This window comes from uncultured Brachyspira sp. (assembly GCF_944393015.1).
Lineage (GTDB): Bacteria > Spirochaetota > Brachyspiria > Brachyspirales > Brachyspiraceae > Brachyspira.
The window spans coordinates 1-25491 of the sequence record NZ_CALXYQ010000018.1 but is presented as its reverse complement, the minus strand read 5'-3'; the positions used below and the strand labels follow the sequence as shown (position 1 = coordinate 25491).

The following is a 25491-nucleotide window of genomic DNA, read 5'->3' as shown; positions in this document are numbered from 1 at the left end:
TTTTTGCTATTTAAATTTTATGTAAAACAATGTATCATTTTTCAAAATTAATTAACATAATATTAAATTAATAAGTAAAAAATATACTAAAAAATACCGTTATTTATACTATTGATAAAAATTTTTTGTTAATATAATATTGTAAATATTAATAATAATTCTTAAAAGGTAAAAGGTTTATTTATGAATTTTTTAGAAATAGAATTAAATAAAGATAAAAAAATAATAAGCGAAGATTTTAAATATAGAAAAAGATTAATAGTAGTATTTATAATATCAATATTGGTTGCAGCCTTATTATTGATAAGATTATTCTATTTACAAATAATACAAAATGAACATTATGACAGTTTAGCAAGAAACAATAAAGAACAAATTATCCCTATAGATGCATACAGGGGTGAAATATACGATAGAAATGGTGTTATAGTAGCAGAAAATATAAAAGCATACACAATGTATATGATACCTGTTTATTTACCTAAAAATTATTTTGAAAGAGAAGAATTATTATACAGAGTATCCAAAGTATTTAATATAGATTTAGGACATATAAAGTCTAGTTTGGAAAAAGTATCAAAAAACAGCTATGAATCAGTGGAGATATCAGAAAATATATCAATGTCACAGATGAGTTATTTAGCTGAAAGATCAGAAGAATATCCTGGAGTATACTATGGAAGTAAGTCCATTAGGCATTATCCTCTTGGTGAAACTATGACGCATGTACTTGGATATATAGGAAACATATCTCAAGAAGAATTTGAAAGCAAACAGGCTGAAGGATACAGAAGAAACAGCGTTATAGGTAAAGAAGGCGTTGAACAATTCTATGATAAAGAACTTAGAGGTATAGACGGTTATGAACAATGGATAGTAGACTCAAGGAACAGAGTAAAAGAAACTATAACTCCAGCAATAGGAAAACCTATACCGGGAAAAAAACTTATATTAAGTATAGATTCTAAAGTACAGAAAGATGCGGAAGATTTAATAAAAGGACAGGTAGGAACTATAATAGTATCAAAACCTACTACAGGTGAAATATTAGCTATGGTAAGTTCTCCTTGGTATGACCCTAACATATTTATAGGTAAAATAGACAGACAAAAATATGCAGAACTTATAAATAACCCAGCAAATCCATTCTGGAATAAAGCTATAAGAGGAAGATATCCTCCGGGTTCTACATTCAAGCTTGTAACAGCTGTAGGAGCATTAACTGAAAAAAGAATAGGTGTTAATACAACAAGATTCTGCGGCGGCGGTATGCTTCTTGAAAATAGATTCTACAGATGTACAGGTCAGCATGGATATGTAAATATGTATAAAGCTATACAGTATTCATGCAATACATATTTCTATAACCTAGCTTATGAATTAGGACCTAACTTCATTAAAAGATATGCTGAAATGTTAGGTTTCGGAGATGTTACAGGTATAGATTTACCTGGTGAAAAAGTGGGAGTTGTTCCTAGTGCCGATTGGAAAAGAAGAAAAATCGGAGAATATTGGTGGGACGGTGATACTATTCAATACGTTATGGGACAAGGTTATATGTCTGCTACTCCTATAGCTGTTCATATGGCAACTTCAGCTATAATAAATGACGGTGTAATGTACAGACCTCATGTTGTTAAAGAAATAAGAAGTTCTCAAACTGATGAAGTTATATACAATAATGATAAAGTAATAATCAAAAAATTAGATATAGACAAGAATATATTTACAGTAGTAAAAGAAGGTATGAGAATGGCTGTAACAGGCGGTACTGCTAGAAATGGTGCTTGGTCTCCTAATATTAAATTGGCAGCAAAAACAGGTACAGCACAAAACGCACAAGGTAAAGACCATACTTGGGTTACAATATTTGGACCTTATAATCCTAGACCTACTGATGATATGATAGCAGTTACAGTTATGCTTGAACATAGCGGCGGCGGTGGCGGTACTACTGCTGGCCCTATAGCTACTGCAATGCTTCGTTCTATATTAGGCGGAGAAGATGCTGTAGAGGCTAGAAATGTAATTTATGCTAGAATGCAATATATTTATCAGCAGATAAGACTTGCAAGAGAAAAAATGAGAGCAGAGGCAGAAGCTCAGCAAAATGGAGAAACTTTAGAAAATATTGACGGAGAACAGCAAAAACAAGAAGAAAAAACTGAAGAAGACGAGAGGATAAAATATGAATGATAAAAAAGAATTAAAAAAATTATTTGTCTTCGATTGGAAAATATTAGCAGCTGTAATATTTTTGATGACTGCGGGGGCTATTGCTGTATATTCTTCAACATACTCCCCTGAATCCGGAAAAACTAGCTGGATGTTTCTAAAGTTTATATTCTTCTGTGCCACTGGTATAGTTTTAATATTTATAAGTATGTTTATAAACTATACTAAATTAGCAGAACATAGAATGTCTTTGTATATACCTATGCTTGGAGTTCTTATTCTAGTTTTAATACCCGGAATAGGAACTACAGTAAACGGCAGCAGCAGCTGGTTATTTGGTATGCAGCCTTCTGAGTTCGGTAAAATAGTTGTTATAATCTTTTTAGCTGGTTATTTGGATCAAATAGGAGATAAGATAAAAGAAATAAAATATTTTGCTTTGGCAGGACTTTTTATTTCAATACCTATAGGTTTAGTACTTCTTCAGCCTGACTTGGGTACTGTGCTTGTATATTGTTTCATAGTATTCATAATGCTTTTTGTGGGAGGCGTTCCTACAAGATATATCATAGCTTTAATAAGTATAGGCGTTATAGGACTTTCAATACCTATGTTCCTTGAATATAAAAGAATGTCTGATGATATAGACAATATTTTATTTAACTTCTTATCTCAAAGAATATATATAGGTTATTTGGCAGGAATATTTTTATTTGTATCTGCCCTACTCCTTACATTGAATTTCTATATGAATAGTAAATATGTGGGATTATTAGCATTTACTTTCTTTGTATTATTCTTATGTATGGGAGCAGCATTAACTTTTGACATAGGATTAAAAGAGTATCAAAAGCAAAGATTATTAGTATTTATGAACCCTCAATTAACTAGATTAAGTTCCGGTTATAATATAATACAATCTCTTATAGCTGTAGGAAGCGGAGGATTATTCGGGGAAGGATTTTTAAATGGAAGCCAGTCACAATTAAACTTCATTCCGCAGCAGGTAAATGACTTCATATTCTCAAATATATGCGAAGAATGGGGATTTATCGGAAGTGCTTTAGTAGTTTTGGCTTATGCTGTTATATTTATAAGAGGAACAATGGCTGCATATTTTGCTAAGGATAGACTCGGAGCTTTGATAGTATCCGGAGTAATAGCTATGTTTTTATGCCATGTTATTATTAATATAGGAATGGTTGTGGGAATGATGCCTATTACAGGATTAACCTTGCCTTTTATAAGCAGCGGCGGTTCATCTATATGGACTTTTTCCATATCAATAGGTTTAATATTTAATGTAGAAGCAAGAAGGTATGTTCATTAAAAGTTGTTATTATGAAAAATAATATTTTAACAGAAAAAATTTTAATTGTAGATTCTAGTATAGACTATGCTAAATTTATTCAAAACTTTTTGAAAGAATCAGGATATTTATGCTATATAGCTTTATCCTATGATGAGGCTATTACTATGTCTTATGATAAAATACCTGATTGTATACTAGTTGATTATATGCTTCCTAATGCCGGAGCATGCAGACTTTCACAGCATATAAAAAATGATAATATGTTAAAAAATATTACTATACTATTTTTAACAGCAACTAACAGCAAATCTGAATTTCTAAAAGCTTATGAATGCGGTGCAGATGGTTTCTTCTTAAAATCATTAGATACAGATATTCTATTATCAAAAGTTAAATCATATATAAGATTAAAAAAAGTTATAGAATCTAATATAATGTATATGAATATGTTAAAACAGGATATTGAATATGCATCAAAATTGCAGAAATCTATACTTTCTTATGGAAACACTTCAATACCTAAAAATGACATATCTATTTTTCATTATGCTCCTAATGAAGTATCAGGAGATTACAGCGGAATAAAAAGTATTAATGATGGTTGGTACTCTATACTTTTAGCAGATGTATCAGGACATGGTGTGGCTGCTAGCATGCTTACAATACTAATAAAATCTTTTTTTGATTCTCATATCGTAACTAATTCTCATAATACTTCTCCTGCCAATTTCATAAAAGAGCTTAATCAATTTTTTATAGAAGAAAATTTTGATAAGAATTTATTCGCTTCCGTATTTTACGCTACATATAATAATGAAACAGGTGAATTAATATGCTCATCTGCCGGATCGCCTAAACCATTATTCAAATCAAAAGATGAAATACTTGAAATTGATGTAGGCGGCCCTTTAATTGGAATGACAGAGGATATAGAATACACTGAAACTAAGATACAACTAAATCATAATGATATATTATTTATATTCACAGATGGTGCTTATGAAATATTTGATAAAGACGGTAAAATGTTTGGAGATGAGCTTTTAAAAAATGTATTTATAAAAAACTCTCATAAAGACGTAAATGTTATAAAAGATAACATAATAAAAGAATTAAAATCATTTTCAGATAATATATTATCAGATGACATAAGTATGATAATATTGAGAAGAACTAATTGATAAAAAACAATTCATACATTATTTTCTAATATAAATTATAAAAAATCACAATAATTGCATCTTTTTGTAAAAAATTTTGAATTTATTTGTATATTTATTTGACATGTAAAAATATTTTTCTATACTAGGTTAATAAATAGAGCATAGGAGTATTTACATGAACAATGAAGTAAAAGTAACACACACATTAGCAGATCCAGCACCGTTTGGTTTATTTGGTCTTGCTGTAATCACATTTGTAGCATCTACACAAAAATTGGGTATCACTACAGGTGTATCAGGTCTTATACCTTGGGCTATATTTTTAGGCTGTATTCCTCAATTTGTAGCCGCTATTATTGACTTTAAAAAAGAAAATGTATTCGGGGCAACTGTATTCGGTTCTTTCGGATTATTTTGGTTTGCAGTAGCTTCTGTATGGCTTATATCTGTGGGCGTATTTGGGGAAGATATGAAAAATTCTCTTGATATGAAACAATTCGGTGTTGTATGCTTAGGATATTTGTTCCTTGTAGGACCTTTAACTTTTGGTGCTGCTGAAGCTCATAAAGTTCTATTCCTTATATTTGTTGCTGTAGATGTATTATTGGTAGCTATGGCATTAAATTATTTTGGTATAGCTGTTAAAGAAACTCAGATTGTGGCTGGAATATCTGAACTTGCTGCTGCTTTATTAGGTTTTTATGGATGTGCTGCTGGAGTATTAAATAAAAACTTAGGAAGAGTTGTATTACCTGTTGGAAAGCCATTAGGAATATTCAAAAAATAGTATATAGTATATTATAGAAAATAAGGTCATATATAATTATTTATATATGGCCTTTTTTATATGATATTTTTATATAAATAATAAAAAAATATGATAACTAAATATTTTATTATTACGATAATAATTATGATAACAAAATATTAGTTGACATATTATTGTTTTTTCTATATTATGTTATTATATATTTATCTATTGCAATAAGGTGATTAAAGGTTATGAAATTAAAAATAGGAATTTTAACTATAGTAAACTTAATAGCATTTATAGCACTATTATATATGTTTGATATATTTGGTGTTGTTAATTATTATACTTTAATGCGTAATAAAATAGCACCTAATGTACCGGGCTTCTTAACAAGATTCACTCAAAAACCTAGAGTAGAAGATATGACTCTTTTAGCAAGAGAAGATCTTAACAAAATGAGAGAATCATTCAACTTAAGAGAAAAAGATTTGCAGGCTCAGGAATCTTTAATAGCAAGCAGAGCAATAGAATTGAATACTCAATCTGAATTGATAGAACAAGACAGACAAAATCTTTTAAATGCTTGGTCTAATTATCAGGCTACTATGGATGAATCTTCTCAATATCAATTAGTATTAACAGATTTAGCTAATAAAATCAATAGTATGCCTCCGCAAAATTCTGTTGCATTACTTAATCAATTGGCTGCTAATGGTTCTGATGACTTAATCATAGATGTATTATTGGAAATGGACTCTATAGCTGCTGCTGAAGGCAGAAACAGTACAACTTCTTATCTTTTGAGTTTGATGGATCCTAATGTAGCTGCTAGAATATTAGAGAAATATGAAGCAAGATCTAATCCTGGAAATAATACAGTACCTTCTTCACCTAATGACTTCCCTAATTATTTACCTGATGAGATGAATAATGATGCTATGCTTAATGAAGGCATAATGGATATGGGAGCATAAAACTTTATATTAAAAATAATGAGCCGTTTCTAAATATTTAGAAGCGGCTTTTTTATTTTAACTTAAAAATCAATATTGACAAATAAAGGCTTATAGAGTATAACTTCATTTATCATAATTGGAGGTTTTTATATATGCTAAGATTAGCATTAATGTTTATTATATTATTTTCTTTTAATCTTTACTCACAAAATATTGATGATAAGCCTATGAAAATAAATAAAAATTATTTCACAGATGATGGTAATTTAAAAAACAATAGAAATTTATCTGTTTATGCTATTAGAAAAATCAGATTCACAGATAAATCATCTTATGAAATGATAATATTGAAAAATAATTATTGGTATTATTATAGTCTGTTTCAAATAGAACAAAACAATAAATACAATTATATAGGAACTATTGCTTTTAAAAGTTTTAATCAAACAGAAGGACTTGTTGGAAATATAGTTTATAAAGATAATTTCTTCACTGTAGAGCATACTGTTATGTCTAATCTAAAAATGTATATAACATTCAAATATAATGATGATAAAAAAATATATTTAGATAAAGCCAGTATGATTGTAGAAATTATTGATAATAGTGCAAAAGAAAATACTAATGAATCCAAAACAACTTCTAAGCAGGTTAATGGCAATGTAGTACCTAACAAGATTTTATACGAAGATGTTACAATGGATATGATATCAAAATTATTGAGTCTTGATTTATAATTATATTTTCTAAATAATTAATTATTAAAAAATTACTAGAGATATAATAAAGAATACAATTCTCTATAAATATATTACAATAGATAAAATATCAAAAATCATTAAATATAGAGCTGTAATAGTATGAGAGCATTTTTAGCATTAAACTTAAATCAAGAAATTAAAAATAAGTATTCTAATATACTTAGAATAAATGAAAATATAGCCCAATTAAAAAAAGTATCAAAAGATAAAATGCATATAACATTAGTATTCTTTGATAACATAAAAGAAGAACAAATAGAGTTGATAAAAAAAGAAGTAATAAACTCCTCACCTACTCCATTTAATATAAACTTCGAAAATATTTCTTACTTTACAAATAAATTCAAAGATATAAATGTAATATTTGTAAAAGCAGTAAGTGAAGAATTGAAAAACTATGTCAAAAATTTAAGAAGCAGTTTAGATAATATAAAGAATCTTAAATATGATAAAAAAGATTTTAAATCTCATATCACATTAGCAAGAGTTAAAAAAGTTTATGATAATGAAAAATTAAAAGAGAATATTGAGGAAATAGAATTTAGTCAATCAAGTTTTTTAGCTAATTCTATCACTTTATATTCAAGCGATTTCTATAATTATACAGAAATTTTCACTGTTAATTTTTAATAGCAAAAATCATAAAAATAAATAATATAGTTATTTTTATTAATAATTATAATTTTTTAAACAATATAATTTTAATTTTATAATTAATAAAATTAGTATTAGTCCTGATAATATTATTTATCAATATATGCATTATAATATAATAATCCTTCAATATTAAAAAAATATATAACAGTATAAATATACTAGAAAAAATAAAATGAACAATATAAAAAATAATTATTATTGGTAGGTATAAAAATATACCGATAATTTATAATAAAAAATAAGGTTATTTTTATAATTTACGTATTATATATTGGAAGATGTTATGTTAGAAAATGAAGAAAATGAAAAAAACATAGAGGAATTAATAATGGAATATTTTACAGATATTTTTATACAAAAAAATATTAACAAAAAAAATTTAACAATGTTTGATAAAATAATATTAGATTCTTCAAATAAGAAAAATGAATCCAATATAGATCATCAATTATTAGATGAAAAATATTCTATTATTAAAAATATTACTCATGACTATCTAGAAAAATATTTAGAAATAAATGATATTATATGTTTTTCAATACCTAATGACAATTTTATATTATACGATGAAGCAGAAGAAGATGAAGAAAATAAGGTTGTTGGATATAGTAAAAATTTACCGAATGAAAAAACAGTAAAACTAAATTATATAGATTCAGATTTACCTGTATATTTAACTTTTGATAATTCAAATATATATGTTACAGGAAATATTGAATGTATAGAAAACATTTCTTTAGAACTATGGATTATAAACCTAAAAACTAAAGAGAAAAAAAGATTATGTATGTTCAAAGATACATTATTCTCAAATTATAATCAAGAAGATATTTTTTATGAAAAAAACAGAATTTTTATTATAAAAAAATCTACATAATAACAAAATTACGTATTTATTTATATATGCAATATTTTTTAGATAAATTAATATTAAAATATGAGTTATTATATTATAAAATCACTTAATTGAAGGTTATTATGAATCACCCTATAACTATATATATATCAGATCTATCAAATGATGTAGATAAAGAAAAAATATTAGAGTCTTTTGCCTATATAATAAATCATTTAAGAAGAATTTACCCTAAAAGATTGGTAAAATTATACACCACATTATATACCGATACAGAAATAGCTATATCTAAATTAGCTATAGAATATCAAATAGTTATAGATATTATTACTCAAAACAAAATAGAAAAAGATAATAAAGATATAGACTTTATTTTAAAAAAAGCTAATTCAAGTTTTGTTATTGATGAAAATATCACAAATAAAGAATTAATATCATTGATATCTCATAAAACAGATATATCTATATTTATAACAGACAGTAATATAAATATAGAAAATTATATAAATACTAATTATAAAAAAAATTATAATATACCAACGTTATTATTTGAAAATTACTATAAAAACCCATTTATATTAAATATAGATGTAAATAAAAATTTAGATGATATAAAAAAAAATTTACTAAATAATATTAATAGCGATATATGTTCAAAAATAATAGGTGAAAAAATATATAAAAAAGCATCTTATTTTAGTATGACTGTTGCTTGGGTTATATCTTTTATTTTTATATCAATACTTGGAATAATTGCTTGGAAAGATTTTTGTTTAACTGAGTATAATGAAGATATCAGCATATTAACTGCATTATATAAAACTTTACAAATATTCCAATTAGAAGCAAGTTTTGATATGGAGCAATTACCTCCGCTGCTTAATATCATACGTTTTTTAGCACCTATAACATTAGCCGGAGCATTGTTTCAAATGCTTAAAAACTTGTTCTCAGATTTAATAACAAGAACTATAATTTCTATATTTTTTAAAAATCACACTATAATATGTGGCTGTAATACTAAATCATTATGCGTACTTAATGGAATATCCAAAGATAAAAAAATAGTGCTTATATGCGATGAAGATGAAATAGACAGTAAAGACATTTTCAATAAAAAAGTATTAAAATTAAAAGGTGATTATACTCAGCCTTCTACATTATTTAATGCAGGAATATTAAAATGCAATGAAATATTTTGTATTTCAGAAAATGATGATAAAAATATAGAAACTATGAGTATAGCTTCTAAAATAATTAGAACATATAAAATTAATCATAACATAGAACTAACTGTAGATATAGAAGACAATAATAAATATAAAAATTATGAAAAAATTAAGCCTATATCTTATGACGGAGACCCTGTTTATATAAAATTTTCTTCTTTCAAGAAAAATGCTATACGATTATTTATTGATAATATAGCTAAATATTCTGTTATAAGAAACATACACATTAATGAAGGAAAAGAACCTATAATACTTATTTTTGGCGTAAATAATAATGTTATAGAAATAATAAGAGAATTAATACTTCTTGTAGTGGGTAAAGATAATAATATTAATTTAATATTTGTAGATAAAAATCAGGAATTTTATAATAATGTATTAATAAATAAACTTCCTGAATTAAGCAGAGTAGCTAATTTGCATTTTTTAGACTATCCTTCATTTATCAATAATGAAATACCTGAAAACATAGCTAAACTACTAGAAAAATTATCCTCTTGTTTAATTTATGCAGAAAATGAAGAAAATTCATTGAATTGGGCAATAGAAACTAGACAAATTTTATTCAAGAATCTATCATTAAAAGATGAGCCAAAAATATTTGTATATTTAGATTCAAAAACAAATATATTAGAAGCAAATCCTGAATTATACAATAAATACTATAAAGTAGGAATAGATATATTTGCCTCTATGAATTATCTATCTTCTATAGACTATTCTTTGCAATATGATGATTTAGATATAATAGCTAAAAAAATACATTCTGAATATTGTAAAATGCCGACAGCAAACAATAATCTAATATGGAATAGTTTATCTGAAGGAGAAAAAAATGATAACAGATATGCAGCAAGATTCCTCAATATCAAATTAGATTATATAGGATTATCAATATTAGATTTTAATGACAAGAGAAAACACACTCCATTAAAAGAAATAAGGGATATAGATTTACTTAGAAGATTGGAACATAAAAGATGGTATGTATCTAAAATATTATCTGGATTTGACAGCATAAGTTCTAATTACACAAAAGAAACTTTGAATTTTATAAAAACTCATATGAGACTGCATAATTTACTAGTACCATTTGATGAATTATCCAATGAAGAATTATATAAAGATTCTATGGGATTAATAGATATACCTATAGCAATTAACAATGAAGAATATCAAATGATTATAGAAGATTTAAATGATAATGATAAAGAATTTGTAACTAAATATTACATATTAGATGACAATTCTACAAATAGAAGTTTATCTACTGATTTTATTGTAAACTATGATTTACTGGATAAGATGCGGGATATACTTTTTAATAATAAAAAATTAAATTCATTTATAAAATATAAAATAGGTAAAAATTATTAATTATGTGGGAAATATTAGATTTAATTGATTCTATTGATAGAAATCACAAAACATACATATACAAAATATACTCTAAAGTTGGTAATTATGAAGATGCTAATGATATTATGCAGGAAATATATGTAGAGTTATTAAATAAAATAGGAAACGGGTTTGAAAAAAATGGATATGATAAAATAGATGGTTACATATTCATAATGATTAATTCAAGAGTAAATGATTTCTTTAGAAAAAAGAATAATAAAATAAATAGAAAATATGAATTACAAGAATTTAATGATGAACTCATAAATTTATCTATATCCGATAATGAAATAAATGATTTATATAAAGAATATAAAGAAGGATTATTCTTATTTATTGAAGCCATAATAAAGCAAAGTATGGATGTTGTATGCAGTAAATGTAATATGTGTAATGAAAAACTATCTAATATAATAGAAGTAAAAAATAGACTTCATGAATATATAGATGATAGTTTCATTATATACAAAGAATATGTATTTTCATTTTTAAACAAAGATATAAAAATAAAAGATATAAAATCTAAATATAATATATCTGATCATACTTTAGAAAAAATCAAATTAGCTTATAACAACAAAATAAAAGATTGTATAACTAAATTAAACCATAAAAATATATAAAATTTCTTATATCATATTAGGGAGCAGAAATATGACAGATAAAGAAGTTATATATAATTATGATGTATTTATAAGCTACAGACATTTAGAAGAAGATAAGAAATGGGCTAAATGGCTTTTGGAATCTCTTGAAACTTGGAGAGTACCTAAAGAGCTTGTTAAAAAAGGCTTTCCTACAAGAATAGGCAGAGTATTCAGAGATGAAGAAGAGCTTCCAAGCAGTTCTGATTTAAATAAAAGCATAGAAGAAGCATTGATACATTCCAAATATCTAGTAGTAATATGTTCTAAAAATACTCCTGAATCTGTTTGGGTTGAACGTGAAATAAAAATATTCAAAGAGCTTGGACGTTTTGATAGAATAATTGGTTTATTAATAGACGGTGAGCCTTATGAATCTTTTAATAAAGAATTAACATATACAGAAGAAAATGGAATTATTAAAAAGATAGAACCTCTAGCCGCTGATGTTCGAAAGAGAAATGATCAAAAAGAAAAAGAAACTAAACAAATAGCATTATTAAAAATATTATCTTGTATATTAGCCTGCAATTTTGATGATTTAAGACAAAGAGAAAAATCAAGAGAAAAAAGAAAATTAAGGAATAAATTATTAATAGCTTCTTCTCTTTTCATAGTATTAATCTCTGCCCTACTATTCACTTGGGACTATAATAGAGTAAAAACTACTTATTACAATACTTTTGTATATCAGTATGGAATACCTAAAGGCGTAGGAAAACTCAGTAAATCACAATATTTAAAACGATCTGTAACATACATATTTGAAGAACAGAGAAGAATTTTAAAAAGTGTAAAAAGAGTCAACAGTTACGGCAGGCTTAGAGATGATGAAAATAATTTTAATATAAGTGTATGGCTGCCTGAAATAGATACTAGAGGCGGAGTAAAGAGAATAGTATGCAAAGACCATAATAATAAAATAGTTATGATTAGAGAGTACAGTGCAGATTTAAAAATTATAGAACTTCAAAATGAATTCAATCTTCCTTTTATATCCGGAGGTAATGAAATAGTAAGATATGAAGTTTCTTATAATGATAATGGATACGTTACTAATGAACTTTACTATAGAGATGCTTGGAATACACCTATATCAGATGAAGACGGATTCTATGGCAAAATATATGAAGTAGATAATAATGGAGTTGTTACTTCTGAATACGGTATAAATTATAATGGTGATATAGAAGCAAATAAAGAAGGAATATACAAACTTCAATTTAACTATGATAATAATTACAATTTAATAAAAGAAGAATTTATTGATGAAAATAATAATTTAATATATATAGGAAATAATTATGGTTATTCATATATAGAAAAAAGTTATGATAAAAACGGCAACTTAATAAAAAAATCTTTCTTTGATGAAAACAATCAAAGTATAAAATCAAATTATTTTGGAAGTGCCTCCTTAGTTTACAATATTGATAATAGAGGAAATATTACTAATATAACAAGCTATGATGAAAATAATAATTTATTTTTACAGCCGCAAGTATACAGATCAATATCATATTGCATGCATAATATGATATATGATGATAAAGGTAATGTTATAGAAGGAAGTTTCTATGATAATAATACTAATAAATACATAACAGAATTAAAATATCATCAATATAAAATAAAATATGATAATAATGACAATATAATTCAAGAAAGTTATTATAATCAAAACAATAATTTAACAGCAACATATAATCAGTATGCTATTATAAAAAAAGAGTATAATGATAATTATAATTTAATTAGAGAAAGCTACTACAATATAAATGATGAACCAGTATCTCAAATAGAAGAATATCATTTGATAGAATATAAATATGATAATTACAATAGAATAATCAATAAAAAATATTTTGATACTAATAATAAACTAATATTAAATAACGGCTATTGGGGAAAAGGAGGAGATTGCAGAATAAAATATGATAAAAAAGGGAATATTATAGAAGAAAGTTATTATGATGATAAGAATGATCTCATTCTAAATGAAAGAAATTATTCTGTAAAAAAAATTAATTATGATGAAAAAGGATATAAAATAGAAGAAAGTTATTACGGTATTAATGAAGAACCTGTTTATTCTAAAGAATATGTTTTTACAATTGACAATTATGTAAGCACCCATAAAACAAAATATGAGTATGATGATAAAGGAAATATTATAGAAAAATCATTCTATGATATATATGATAAACCAATGTTATTAACTTTAGATATATCCGACTCAATTGGAGAATTTGAATATATATTAGTAAATGCCTCTAAAATAAAATATGAATATTCCAATTCTATGCTAATAAAACAATCATATTATGGAATAAATGATGAACCTATAAATGCTTATGATAATTTATCTATTATAAAATATGAATATTTAGATTATGGATATATTACTAATTTAATAAAAAACGCAAATATAAAAATAAAGAATATCATAAAAAATTCTTTTTATGATAAAAACAATAATCCTATAATTCTAAAAAAAGAAAATTATCATTCTGAATATTACGGAAATAACAATAAATATTCGATACGTATTTACTGTGATACAAATAATAAATTAATAATAAATAACATATACAAATATGCCTATAATATATCTGAATATTCTTATACTAATAATATATCAATATCTGTTTCTAAAAATTTTGGAATAAATAATAATCCTGTACTGAATAATGACGGCGTTTTTAAAATTGTATATATAAAAAATTATCTTTCCAACACTCTTGAAAACTATGGAATTAATGATGAACCTGTTATATCTAAAATTTTTGAATGTTTTAAACGTATAGAATTTTTTGATAATAATTATAATCGTATGTATAAATATTATGATATAAACAATGAATTAATATCTGATAAAAAATAATTATACTAATAAGATAAATAATAATATAAAAAACTATTTAATTAATTATACAGTAAATAGTTTTTTATGTTATTATTTATATACATTGATAATTTTTTTAATTATGATATACTCTGCCATGTATATTAAAACTTTTAAATTATTAAAATCTCAAAGTATATAATATTATGGCAGATAAAGAAGTTATATATAATTATGATGTATTTATAAGCTACAGACATTTAGAAGAAGATAAGAAATGGGCTAAATGGCTTTTGGAATCTCTTGAAACTTGGAGAGTACCTAAAGAGCTTGTTAAAAAAGGCTTTCCTACAAGAATAGGCAGAGTATTCAGAGATGAAGAAGAGCTGCCAAGCAGTTCTGATTTAAATAAAAGCATAGAAGAAGCATTGATACATTCTAAATATCTAGTAGTAATATGTTCTAAAAATACTCCTGAATCTGTTTGGGTTGAACGTGAAATAAAAATATTTAAAGAGCTTGGACGTTTCGATAGAATAATTGGTTTATTAATAGACGGCGAACCTTATGAATCTTTTAATAAAGAATTAACATATACTATAGAAAACGGAATTATTAAAAAGATAGAACCTCTAGCCGCTGATGTTCGAAAGAGAAATGATCAAAAAGAAAAAGAAACCAAACAAATAGGATTATTAAAAATATTATCTTGTATATTAGCCTGCAATTTTGATGATTTAAGACAAAGAGAAAAAATGAGAGAGAAAAGAAAATTAAGAAATAAATTATTAATAGCCTCTTTATTAGCGGCAGTTTTAATGTCTGCCCTATTATTCACTTGGGACTATAACAGAGTAAAAACTACTTATTACAATACTTTTGTATATCAATATGGAATACCTAAAGGCGTAGGAAAACTCAGTAAATCACAATATTCAAAACGATCTGTAACATACATATTTGAAGAACAGAGAAGAATTTTAAAAAGTGTAAAAAGAGTCAACAGTTACGGCAGGCTTAGAGATGATGAAAATAATTTTAATATAAGTGTATGGCTGCCTGAAATAGATACTAGAGGCGGAGTAAAGAGAATAGTATGCAAAGACCATAATAATAAAATAGTTATGATTAGAGAGTATAGTGCGGATTTAAAGATAATAGAACTTCAAAATGAATTTAATCTTCCTTTTATATCTGGAGGTAATGAAATAGTAAGGTATGAAGTTTCTTATAATGATAATGGATACGTTACTAATGAACTTTATTATAGAGATGCTTGGAATACACCTATATCAGATAAAGAAGGATTTTACGGCAGAGGTTATGAAGTAGATAATAATGGTATGAATATAGTAAGATATGGAATAAATATAGATATGAAAAATGAAGCTAATAGGAGCGGAATATTTAAAATTAGATTTACCTATGATCATTTATACAATGTAATAAAAGAAGAATTTTTAGACAAAGAAAATAATCTTATATATAATATTTCTTTAGATTATGGATATTCTTATGTAGAAAAAGAATATGACAAAAATGGCAATTTAATAAAACTGTCTTATTTTGATAATACAACTAATAGAGTTATTCCATTAAGTAAATTATATTCATCTATCTCATATCAATTAGATAAATATGGAAATGTAATATATGAAAATTATTTAAATAATGAAGATGAATATATTAGGGCTTCTTATTGTAAAAGAAATTTTCAGTATGATAATTTCGGCAATAATATAAAAGTATCTTATTATGATATAAGTAATAGAAAAGCGTATTATACTAATGGAGCATCTAGTTATAATATTAAATATGATAATAATGATAATATTATAGAAATTATGTACTATGATATTAATGATAAAAATACATCTATAAATTCAGGCTACTCTATAATAAAAACTGAATATGATAATAATTTTAATCAAAAATCAATATCATATTATGGAATTAATACAAATAAAATATTAAATGAATTAAATTATCATAAATCTATTAAAATGTATGATAATTATAATAGAATAACTAATATATCATATTATGATACCAAAGATAAATTAATTAATGCTTTTATATATAGTGATGAATATTTAGGATATGACAGTTATGCTTCTCATGTTATACATTATGATAGGAAAGGCAATATAATAAAAAATATTTATTTAGATGAAAATAATAATTATAAAAATTTAAATAGCGGATATGCCATAAGCGAATACACATATAATAATCAAGGACTAGTTACAGAAGAAAAATATTATGACAATAATGAAAATAAAGCATTTTATATTAATTCAAAAAAATGGTTTAATGGTTTTCACAGATTAACAAGAGATTATGATGAAAAAGGAAATGTAATTAAAATACTTTTTTATGATGAAAATGATAAATTATATATGGCAAACGGAAAATTTCAGTATTGGGTATTTGATGAAGGTAAATGTGCTGGTTTAAAATACGAATATAATAATTCTAAAAGAAGCAAAATAACATATTTAGGAACAGACGAAAAACCTATAAACATTGCAAAAAATATATCCACTATCACATACGAGGATATACCTTTAGAAAAAATAAAAGATATAATCAAGAACAAAGAAATAAAATGCAATAACTTCCGAAAAGAATCTTATTATGATGTTAATAACAATCCTGTATTAGTAGACGGATACCATAGCAGTTATGTAGGCAATAATAATGGAGAGAAAATTTCTATTTTTACCGGCATTAATAATGAACTCGTTATCAATACAAACATTCAATATGGATGTGCATATTTAATATATAAATACAGAAATCCATTTACAAATGAAGATGAACTTACATATTATGATTCAAATAATCAAAATATGCTCAACAGTTTCGGATATTATAAACGTATAAATAAATATGATGATAAAGGTTTTAATATTATAAGCAGAGAATTTTATGATACTAATAATAATCCAACTTTTTTAGCTAATAGATTTTATAAAGTAGAATTTGATTATGACAATTTCGGTAATTTAGTTAATGAAAGACATTATGATACAAATAATAATCTAATAATAGACAGCGTTGACAAATATGCCAGATCTCATAGAGAATATGATTCAAACAACAGAATAACTCAATGCGTTTTTTATGATTTAGATGGAAATCTTATTACAAGCAGATTCGGATATGCTAAATACACAGTAGATTATGATGCAAACGGAACTTCTTATACAAACTTTTATGATAAAAATAATATTTTAATTACAAAGTGATAATTATTATAATATATAATTAAAAATCAATACATAAAAAACACTTTTTCTTTAAAAACTACGTATTTATTTATGTAAGATAATTAATAATTTATATCCATTATATTATTAAAAATTTATTAAATACAAAATATATTATAACAATATGATTATATGTGTATTAAATGCAATGCTCAAGTTTAATATTGCTAATAATAAAAAAAATAAAAAATAAATAAATCATTATCATAAAAGGAGTAAACAGTTATATTTATATAAAAAAGGTTGTATATAAAAAATTACAAAAGAAAAATAATGGACACAATAAAATATACTATAATAAAAAGATGTAAATATATAAAAGATTAATCTCAAAGTTATAGCATATATAACATATAAAATCGGAACTATTAATGGTTTTAATTCTTTAAATATAGTGATATAATGACTTTTGAAATATACATAATGAAATACTATAAAAAATAGTACTAGGAAAATCAATCATATTTTTTATTTCAAATATGCTCATAATTTTATGGGCATATTTGATTTGTATTTTAATAAAAAGGTATAATAAAATGGAAAAGTCAGATTTTTTTTCTTTGATTAAGCAAATGGATTTTGCTCTTTTACTTACCTCTTCAAAGCAGGAAGAAGAATGTTTCAATCAAATAATAGAGACAGCTGTTTCTATTACAGATTCAGAAGCCGGACATTTACTATTATTAGATGATAGCAATGAATATCTAGAATTAAAAGCATATAAAAATCTAAACAATGAAAAAGTTGAAAATTTCAAAGTACCTATAGGTAAAGGTATAACAGGAAATGTATTTATATCAGGACAAGCTTTGAATATAGCTGATGTATCTAAAAATAAAGAAATGTATAGATCTGTAAGTGCCGCTTTGCATGACACAGAAGACACCATACATATACAAATAGATGATATAGCAATAGTTCCAATAAAAATAAAAGACAATGTTATTGGAGTTTTAGAAGTTATAAATAAAAAAGATGATACTCATTTCTCACAACTGGATATGCATCATTTATACTCATTCGCTAAAATAGCTTCTATTGTAATTGAAGATAATTATACAGATAGAAATATAAGAGAAATCTTTGTATCTGCTATTAAAAATTTAGAAGATAATAAAAAAGAAGAAATCAAACAAGATTTATCATCATATACTAATAATCCATTATTAAAAGAAAATTTAAAAATAGCTGAAATATTAAATAAAATAGGCGACATAGATGAAAAAGAATTAAATTTCTGCAAACTATTTTTAAGCAATTATCTATCCCATTTAGAGAAAAAATTATTAAGGAAATGATTTATGAGTTCCAATATTTTTAATATGGATAAAGATGAATTCCTAAAATCTTTAACAGGAAAAGGAGTTAAAGTAGGAATAATAGACAGCGGTATAGAAGCCTCACATGATGTATTCAAAGATAGTGATGTAATAAAAGGAGGAGTTGTTATAGAATATGAAAACAATAAAGTTGTATTAAAAGATTATAAAGGTTTTGATCAGTATGGACATGGTACTGCTTGTGCAGGTATAATACATTCTATAGCAAAAGATGCTGAGCTTTATAGTATACAAGTATTAGGCAATAAGTTATCAGGAAAAGTAGATGTATTTCTTAAAGGATTAGAATGGGCTATAGAAAATGATATGGATGTTATAAATTTAAGTTTAGGAACAACTAATCAAACTTATAGCAGTTATTTTTATAATCTATTAGATAGAGCATATTATGAAAATAGAATATTAGTTGCAGCAGCTAATAATGATCCAATACCAAGCATACCTTCTATATTATCACCTGTAATATCTGTTGAGGCAATAGCAAGTGATGATAAATATGAGTTCTATTTCAGAGATACTAATCGTATAGAATTTTTAGCTAGAGGAATATATATAAGAGTACCTTGGGTAAATAATTCATATATGATGATGATAGGAAATAGTTTTGCTGCTCCTCACATATCAGGTATAGTGGCACTATTAAAAGAAAGAAATAAAGATTTATCACCTTTTGAAATAAAAAGTATATTAAAAAACATAAGCAATAAAAAAGAAGAAAATTATGAATAATGAAAATTATTTCTTTTCATTAAACAACTTCCTTACTATTAAGAATAGAGTTTTTATTTGATATATAATTTTATAATATATTGAATTTTTTTAAGTTTATTAAACTCTAAATGCATCGCATTTTTTCATTAATTACTAATTAATATATAAAATATTTTATACATTAAATTATATAAGCAATTTTTTATTTACATTTTTGTCAATTAAAGTATAATTAAAAAGATAAACATAATATTTAATAATTATAAAGGCAAATTAATTTATGAATAAAATAAATAGAATATATATAGGCTATCCTCCATTTGAAAGCGACAGAGGAGTAGCATTATTATCACAGAACAGACAATTTCAATGGTTCAAGAGTCCTACATATATTTATCCTGTTGTTCCTGCCACTGCTGCAACTATGATAAAAAATGCAGGATACAATGTGGATTTCATTGATGCTGTTGCAAGAAATATGACTACTAAACAATGGCATCAATATTTAGAAGCAAATACACCAGATTTATTATTCTTTGAAGTGAAGACCCCTGTTATATATAAAGCTTGGAAAATAGTTGATGATTTGAAAGAAAAATATCCAAATATGATTGTTGTTATTGCTGGCGACCATGTTACCGCTATGCCTGAAGAGACTATGAATAATTGCAAAGTTGATTATTTACTTACAGGCGGTGATTATGATTTCTTGCTTTTAAATTTAATAGAATATTTAAACGGCAAAGCTCAATTAGAAAAAGGAATATATTATAGAGAATCAAACACTATAAAAAATACAGGCTTATTTGAATTAAGACATGATTTAAAAAGCATTCCATTCATAGACAGAGATTTGACTCAGTGGCAAAGATACGCCTATGATAATGGAAATTTCAAACGTATACCAGGAACTTATATAATGGCGGGAAGGGATTGCTGGCATCATAGATGTACTTTCTGTTCTTGGACTGGTATATATACAAACTTCCGTGCTAGAACTGCTGAGAATGTAATTGATGAAGTGGACTTCCTTTATAATAAATACAATATAAGAGAGATAATGGACGATACAGGTTGTTTTCCAGTAAAGAAATGGCTTAATGATTTTTGTAATTATATGATAGATAAAAAGCTAAATAAAAAAGTTAATATAGACTGTAATATGCGTTTTGGTGCTTGTAATGAAGATGAATATAGACTAATGAAAAAAGCAGGATTCAGATTTTTATTATTCGGTTTAGAATCAGCAAGTCAAAATACATTAGACAGACTCATAAAAGGAAATAAAGTTGAAGAGATACTTCCTTCTTGTAAGGCAGCTTCCGATGCAGGACTCTCACCTCATATCACAGTAATGCTTGGTTATCCTTGGGAAACTGAAGAAGATATTGAAAAGACTTATGAACTTACTAAAAAACTTCTTCTAAAAGGTTATGCTAAAACTATGCAGGCTACAATAATAATTCCGTATCCTGGTACTGAATTATTTAATCAATGTAAAAGAGAAAATTGGCTTACTACAGAAAATTGGGAAGATTATGATATGCGTACAGCTATCATGAAAACCGATGTAGGCGAAGAAAAAATAAAATGTTGGATACAAAAACTTTATAATCTTAGCTTTACTCCTCAATTTTTAATGCATAAAGTATTATCAATTAGAGATTTAGACGATATAAAATATTATTTAAGAGCATTTAAAAAAGTATCAAAAGGACATTTAAAAGACTTTGAATAATTTTGTTTTTGCTATAAAATATATAGAACTATTAATCATAAATTTTTATTAATAATTTTAAATAAGGAGTTATTTATGGCTAGAGTTAAATTTATGGAATATGAGGAAGCTCAAGGAAAAGTAAAAGAAGCTTTCGATTATCAATTAAAAAAAAGCGGCAATGTTACAAATATGAAAAAAGCATTATTAAATGACTACGCTACTTATGAAGCATTTATGGGTTGGTATGTTTCATTCGATAGATTAGTAGAAGTTGTGGGTAAAAGAGCTGCTATGATACTAGCACATTCTGTTTCTACTACTAACGGATGTATGCTTTGTTCTTTATTCTTTATAAGAGATTTAAAAGCTATAGGAGATGATCCTAAAAATCTTAAACTTGATGAGAAAGAACAATTATTATCTCAATTAGGTATGCAAATGGTAAAAGACCCTAACGGCGTAACTGATGAACTTATGAATAATCTTAAAAAACATTTCAATGATTCTGAAATAGTTACTATAGTTGGTTTTGCTGCTCAAATGATGGCTACTAACAATTTCAATGCTGTATTGAAAATAGATTTAGATGAATCTTTGATACCTATACAAGGCGAGTTTGAAAAAGAAACTTGGAGAGCAAAAAATAATTAATTTATTATAAATAATTATTAAAATAAAAAACAAGGGGAATAATTCTCCTTGTTTTTTTGTCAACTTTCTAATTAATAATAATACCCATGAAACAGGTACTTATATTATACCTTATGAGTTATGTTCTTCGCTATCCAAATTACCTACAAACTTATCAAAAGTATAAAGATTTCTTCCTTCCAAATTTCCTAATATTTTTATTTTTTTAATAATATCATTGAATAGTTCTTCTTCTTCAAGCTGCTCTTCAACAAACCATTCTAAAAACTTCAAAGTAACATAATCTTTATTGTCCATTGCTATACCAACTAATTTATTAATACAGCTAGTAATATATTCTTCATGCTTAATTACTTTCTCAAATAACTCTTGAACAGAATTGAAATTACATTCAGGAGCTTTCATCTCTCCCATTATAGCCTGTCCTCCAGCTTTATTAATATACTCTCTAAACTTTTCTAAATGAGTATGTTCTTCTGCTGAATGATTATATAAAAATTTGCTGCATCCTTTAAGTCCTTGCTTTTCGCACCAGCCAGCCATATTAAAATAAAGATTTGCTGAATAATGCTCCTCATTTAAATGATCATTTAATAATTTTACTGTTTCTTCTTTTATTATAGGCATAATAAACTCCTTTTTTAGATTTAACTAACATTATTTTATAGTATTCTAACATTTTTAACAATATATCTTGATTATAAAAATATCCTAATATTATATTTTTTTATATAACATTAGGATATTATAAAACATATATAACAATTATAATATTAATATTTTAACTTAAAATATTCTATAGATCTCACTAATTCATTAGCCTCACTAAGTAATGATTCGGAAGCAGAAGTAGCCTCAGTAACTAATGCAGCATTCTTTTGAACAGCAGTATCCATATTATTTATAGCTATATTTATCTGTTCTATTCCTCTTTCTTGCTCCTGAGCAGCTATATTTATTCTATCCATCAAAGATGAAGCTTTATCCATTTTATCTGAAATTTCATCAAATATTTCTTTTGATTCCTGAACACTTTTAGCAGCTAAATTTATTTTTTCATTACTGTCTGTTATCAATGAAGTAATATTTTTTACAGATTCCTGAGTAGTTTGAGCTAGATTTCTTACCTCGCTTGCTACAACAGCAAAACCTCTTCCTTGATCTCCGGCACGTGCTGCTTCTACAGAGGCATTCAAAGCAAGTATATTTGTCTGAAATGCGATTCCTTCTATAAGTTTAGTAATATCCATAATTTTATTACTAGACTCATAAACATCATTCATTTTGCTAACACTATCCTCTACAATATTACCGGCTTTAACTAAATCTTCCTTAGCTTCTGACACCATATTTGTACTAGTAGATACATTTTCAGCAGATTCTTTAATAGCACTAGCCATTTGATTCATTGATGCTGCTGTCTCTTCCAAACTAGCGGCTTGAGATTCTGTTCTTTGTGATAAATCATTGTTTCCAATTAATACTTCATTTGCAGCAGTAGAAACCTGTTCTGCAGAATTTTTAACAGTATTTATTACATTATTAAAGTTCTTCATAGCTTTATCCCAGCCTCTTGCTATATCACCCCATTCATCTCTTCTCTTATCAAAATGTTTAGGTATTTCTCTAGTTAAATCTCCTTCAGCCATAGCTAAAATATCTTTTGATAATGCATTTATTATATTTGATACCTTTCTTCCTATAATATTTGGTATAAGAATAAATAATATAGCTAGTATAACAATTAAAATTACAAGAAGAACATATATCATAATAACACTATCTTTTAATACTACATTTCTTGCAGAAGCTAATTCCAAACACCAATAAACTCCTTTAGAAATCTCTATTGATGTAAATGCATATAAAAGCTCTTCCTTAGAAACATCACTATATCCATCTATCAATAATGATTTACCATTTCTGATATTTTCCAAAACATTGAATTTTTGATAATGAGGATATACTTGATAAATATCTTTAGATACATTATCCATATTATAACTATCATAAACCAAAAGACCATTTTGATCATACAAAGCAACAGTTGTATCTTCAAATATATTAATATTTCCTAATAAAGCAACAACAGAATCAACAAATATATCAACATATATAACGCCTATAAATTTATTTTGAGGCATTATAGGTATACATAAAGTAAAAAGAACTGTATCAGTATTAACAGTAGAATTATAAACTCCAGATACATATACATCTCCTGTTCTTTTAGGTTCTGTATAATAATCTACATTAAAAGTATCTATTCCTAAATATGCTTCTCCATTTCTTGATATATAATAATTAAATCTTCCATTAGAAGGTCTGTATTCTGTATTTGTATAATCAGCGTCATTATCTAAAGCATTAGGTTCAAAGGCTATTGAAAGACCATTTATATCATCAGGGAGGCTATTAAAAAATACTGAAGTTAATTGTTTATATGTGTTTCTTTCTCTTATTCCTCTATTATATATATTTTCTATATTCACTTTAAGTCCCATAACACTATATAAATGTTTTTGAATATTAAATTTTATATCATTAGCTTCTATTAATGAGGTTTCTTCTAATATTTTATACGACAAATTTTTAGTTATCTTACCTACATACAACATAATAAAGGTATTCGCTAATATTATAATTACTATAATAGGAACTAATATAATGGCTGTTATTTGAAATTTCAATCCGACTTTTTTAAACATAGCAACTCCATCTAAAATTATTTTATTTTATTATTATTGAAATAAAATAAAATAATTTTTATTAAGATAATGATAAGGGCCGACAAAGAAATAAACCCTAACATTTTATACTATATAATAGAAAAATAAAAAATGCAAGCGTATAAAATTTAATGATAAAAAAATCAAAAAAATGCTTGATTTTTTATCATTCTACTAATAGAATGCATGATTATATTTTTAAAAGTTTATTTAAACAATTTTATTAAATGGAGAAATAATTATGAGTTTCAGAGAAAATAGTTCTTTAAGAAGCGACAGAGTATTAAAAGGTGATGAAAGAGCACCAAACAG

General features: G+C 25.3%; 18 protein-coding genes. 16 read left to right on the top strand and 2 right to left on the bottom strand.

Annotated features, from left to right (window positions below; translation table 11 throughout):
• Positions 1-183: 183 nt before the first annotated feature.
• The 16 genes from mrdA (at position 184) to Q0K19_RS07560 (ending at position 22450) form a co-directional block, all read left to right on the top strand.
• Complete coding sequence (gene mrdA, locus Q0K19_RS07635) at positions 184-2196, top strand: penicillin-binding protein 2 (protein ID WP_297246895.1); 2013 nt, start codon at positions 184-186, stop codon at positions 2194-2196.
• Positions 2189-3505, top strand: a complete 1317-nt coding sequence (gene rodA / locus Q0K19_RS07630) for an FtsW/RodA/SpoVE family cell cycle protein (RefSeq protein ID WP_297246893.1) — start codon at positions 2189-2191, stop codon at positions 3503-3505. The genes mrdA and rodA overlap by 8 nt, the downstream gene beginning before the upstream one ends.
• A gap of 11 nt (positions 3506-3516) precedes the next feature.
• Complete coding sequence (locus tag Q0K19_RS07625) at positions 3517-4668, top strand: fused response regulator/phosphatase (protein WP_297246892.1); 1152 nt, start codon at positions 3517-3519, stop codon at positions 4666-4668.
• A 157-nt stretch (positions 4669-4825) separates the two neighbouring features.
• Entirely contained in the window at positions 4826-5437 is a 612-nt protein-coding gene (locus tag Q0K19_RS07620; protein WP_297246890.1) for an acetate uptake transporter, read from the top strand.
• 215 nt (positions 5438-5652) lie between these two features.
• Positions 5653-6378, top strand: a complete 726-nt coding sequence (locus tag Q0K19_RS07615; RefSeq protein WP_297246889.1) for a flagellar protein FlbB — start codon at positions 5653-5655, stop codon at positions 6376-6378.
• A gap of 134 nt (positions 6379-6512) precedes the next feature.
• On the top strand, positions 6513-7097 hold the full coding sequence (locus Q0K19_RS07610; protein WP_297246888.1) for a hypothetical protein: 585 nt from the start codon (positions 6513-6515) through the stop codon (positions 7095-7097).
• A 123-nt stretch (positions 7098-7220) separates the two neighbouring features.
• A complete protein-coding gene (gene thpR / locus Q0K19_RS07605; protein ID WP_297246887.1) occupies positions 7221-7751 on the top strand; it encodes an RNA 2',3'-cyclic phosphodiesterase in 531 nt (176 codons plus the stop codon).
• Between the two features lie 310 nt (positions 7752-8061).
• Positions 8062-8655: a hypothetical protein gene (locus tag Q0K19_RS07600; protein WP_297246886.1), complete on the top strand. Its 594-nt coding sequence runs from the start codon at positions 8062-8064 to the stop codon at positions 8653-8655.
• Between the two features lie 101 nt (positions 8656-8756).
• Entirely contained in the window at positions 8757-11243 is a 2487-nt protein-coding gene (locus Q0K19_RS07595; protein WP_297246885.1) for an NAD-binding protein, read from the top strand.
• Positions 11244-11245: 2 nt separating this feature from the next.
• Positions 11246-11890 carry a hypothetical protein gene (locus tag Q0K19_RS07590; protein ID WP_297246884.1) on the top strand — a complete coding sequence of 215 codons (645 nt, stop codon included), beginning with the start codon at positions 11246-11248 and terminating at the stop codon, positions 11888-11890.
• A 31-nt stretch (positions 11891-11921) separates the two neighbouring features.
• Positions 11922-14795 carry a toll/interleukin-1 receptor domain-containing protein gene (locus tag Q0K19_RS07585; RefSeq protein ID WP_297246883.1) on the top strand — a complete coding sequence of 958 codons (2874 nt, stop codon included), beginning with the start codon at positions 11922-11924 and terminating at the stop codon, positions 14793-14795.
• Positions 14796-14962: 167 nt separating this feature from the next.
• Positions 14963-18007, top strand: a complete 3045-nt coding sequence (locus Q0K19_RS07580; protein WP_297246882.1) for a toll/interleukin-1 receptor domain-containing protein — start codon at positions 14963-14965, stop codon at positions 18005-18007.
• 557 nt (positions 18008-18564) lie between these two features.
• A complete protein-coding gene (locus Q0K19_RS07575; protein ID WP_297246881.1) occupies positions 18565-19326 on the top strand; it encodes a GAF domain-containing protein in 762 nt (253 codons plus the stop codon).
• 3 nt (positions 19327-19329) lie between these two features.
• Positions 19330-20097, top strand: coding sequence for a S8 family serine peptidase (locus tag Q0K19_RS07570; protein ID WP_297246880.1), 768 nt, complete (start codon positions 19330-19332; stop codon positions 20095-20097).
• A gap of 262 nt (positions 20098-20359) precedes the next feature.
• Positions 20360-21817, top strand: a complete 1458-nt coding sequence (locus tag Q0K19_RS07565; RefSeq protein WP_297246879.1) for a radical SAM protein — start codon at positions 20360-20362, stop codon at positions 21815-21817.
• 75 nt (positions 21818-21892) lie between these two features.
• Positions 21893-22450 (top strand): carboxymuconolactone decarboxylase family protein, encoded by a 558-nt coding sequence (locus Q0K19_RS07560; RefSeq protein WP_048594758.1) that lies wholly within the window; start codon positions 21893-21895, stop codon positions 22448-22450.
• A 111-nt stretch (positions 22451-22561) separates the two neighbouring features.
• Here Q0K19_RS07560 and Q0K19_RS07555 read toward each other — a convergent pair whose 3' ends face one another.
• Both Q0K19_RS07555 and Q0K19_RS07550 read right to left on the bottom strand, forming a co-directional pair.
• Positions 22562-23077: a ferritin gene (locus tag Q0K19_RS07555; protein ID WP_297246878.1), complete on the bottom strand. Its 516-nt coding sequence runs from the start codon at positions 23075-23077 to the stop codon at positions 22562-22564.
• 146 nt (positions 23078-23223) lie between these two features.
• Positions 23224-25158 carry a methyl-accepting chemotaxis protein gene (locus Q0K19_RS07550; RefSeq protein WP_297246877.1) on the bottom strand — a complete coding sequence of 645 codons (1935 nt, stop codon included), beginning with the start codon at positions 25156-25158 and terminating at the stop codon, positions 23224-23226.
• Positions 25159-25491: the final 333 nt, after the last annotated feature.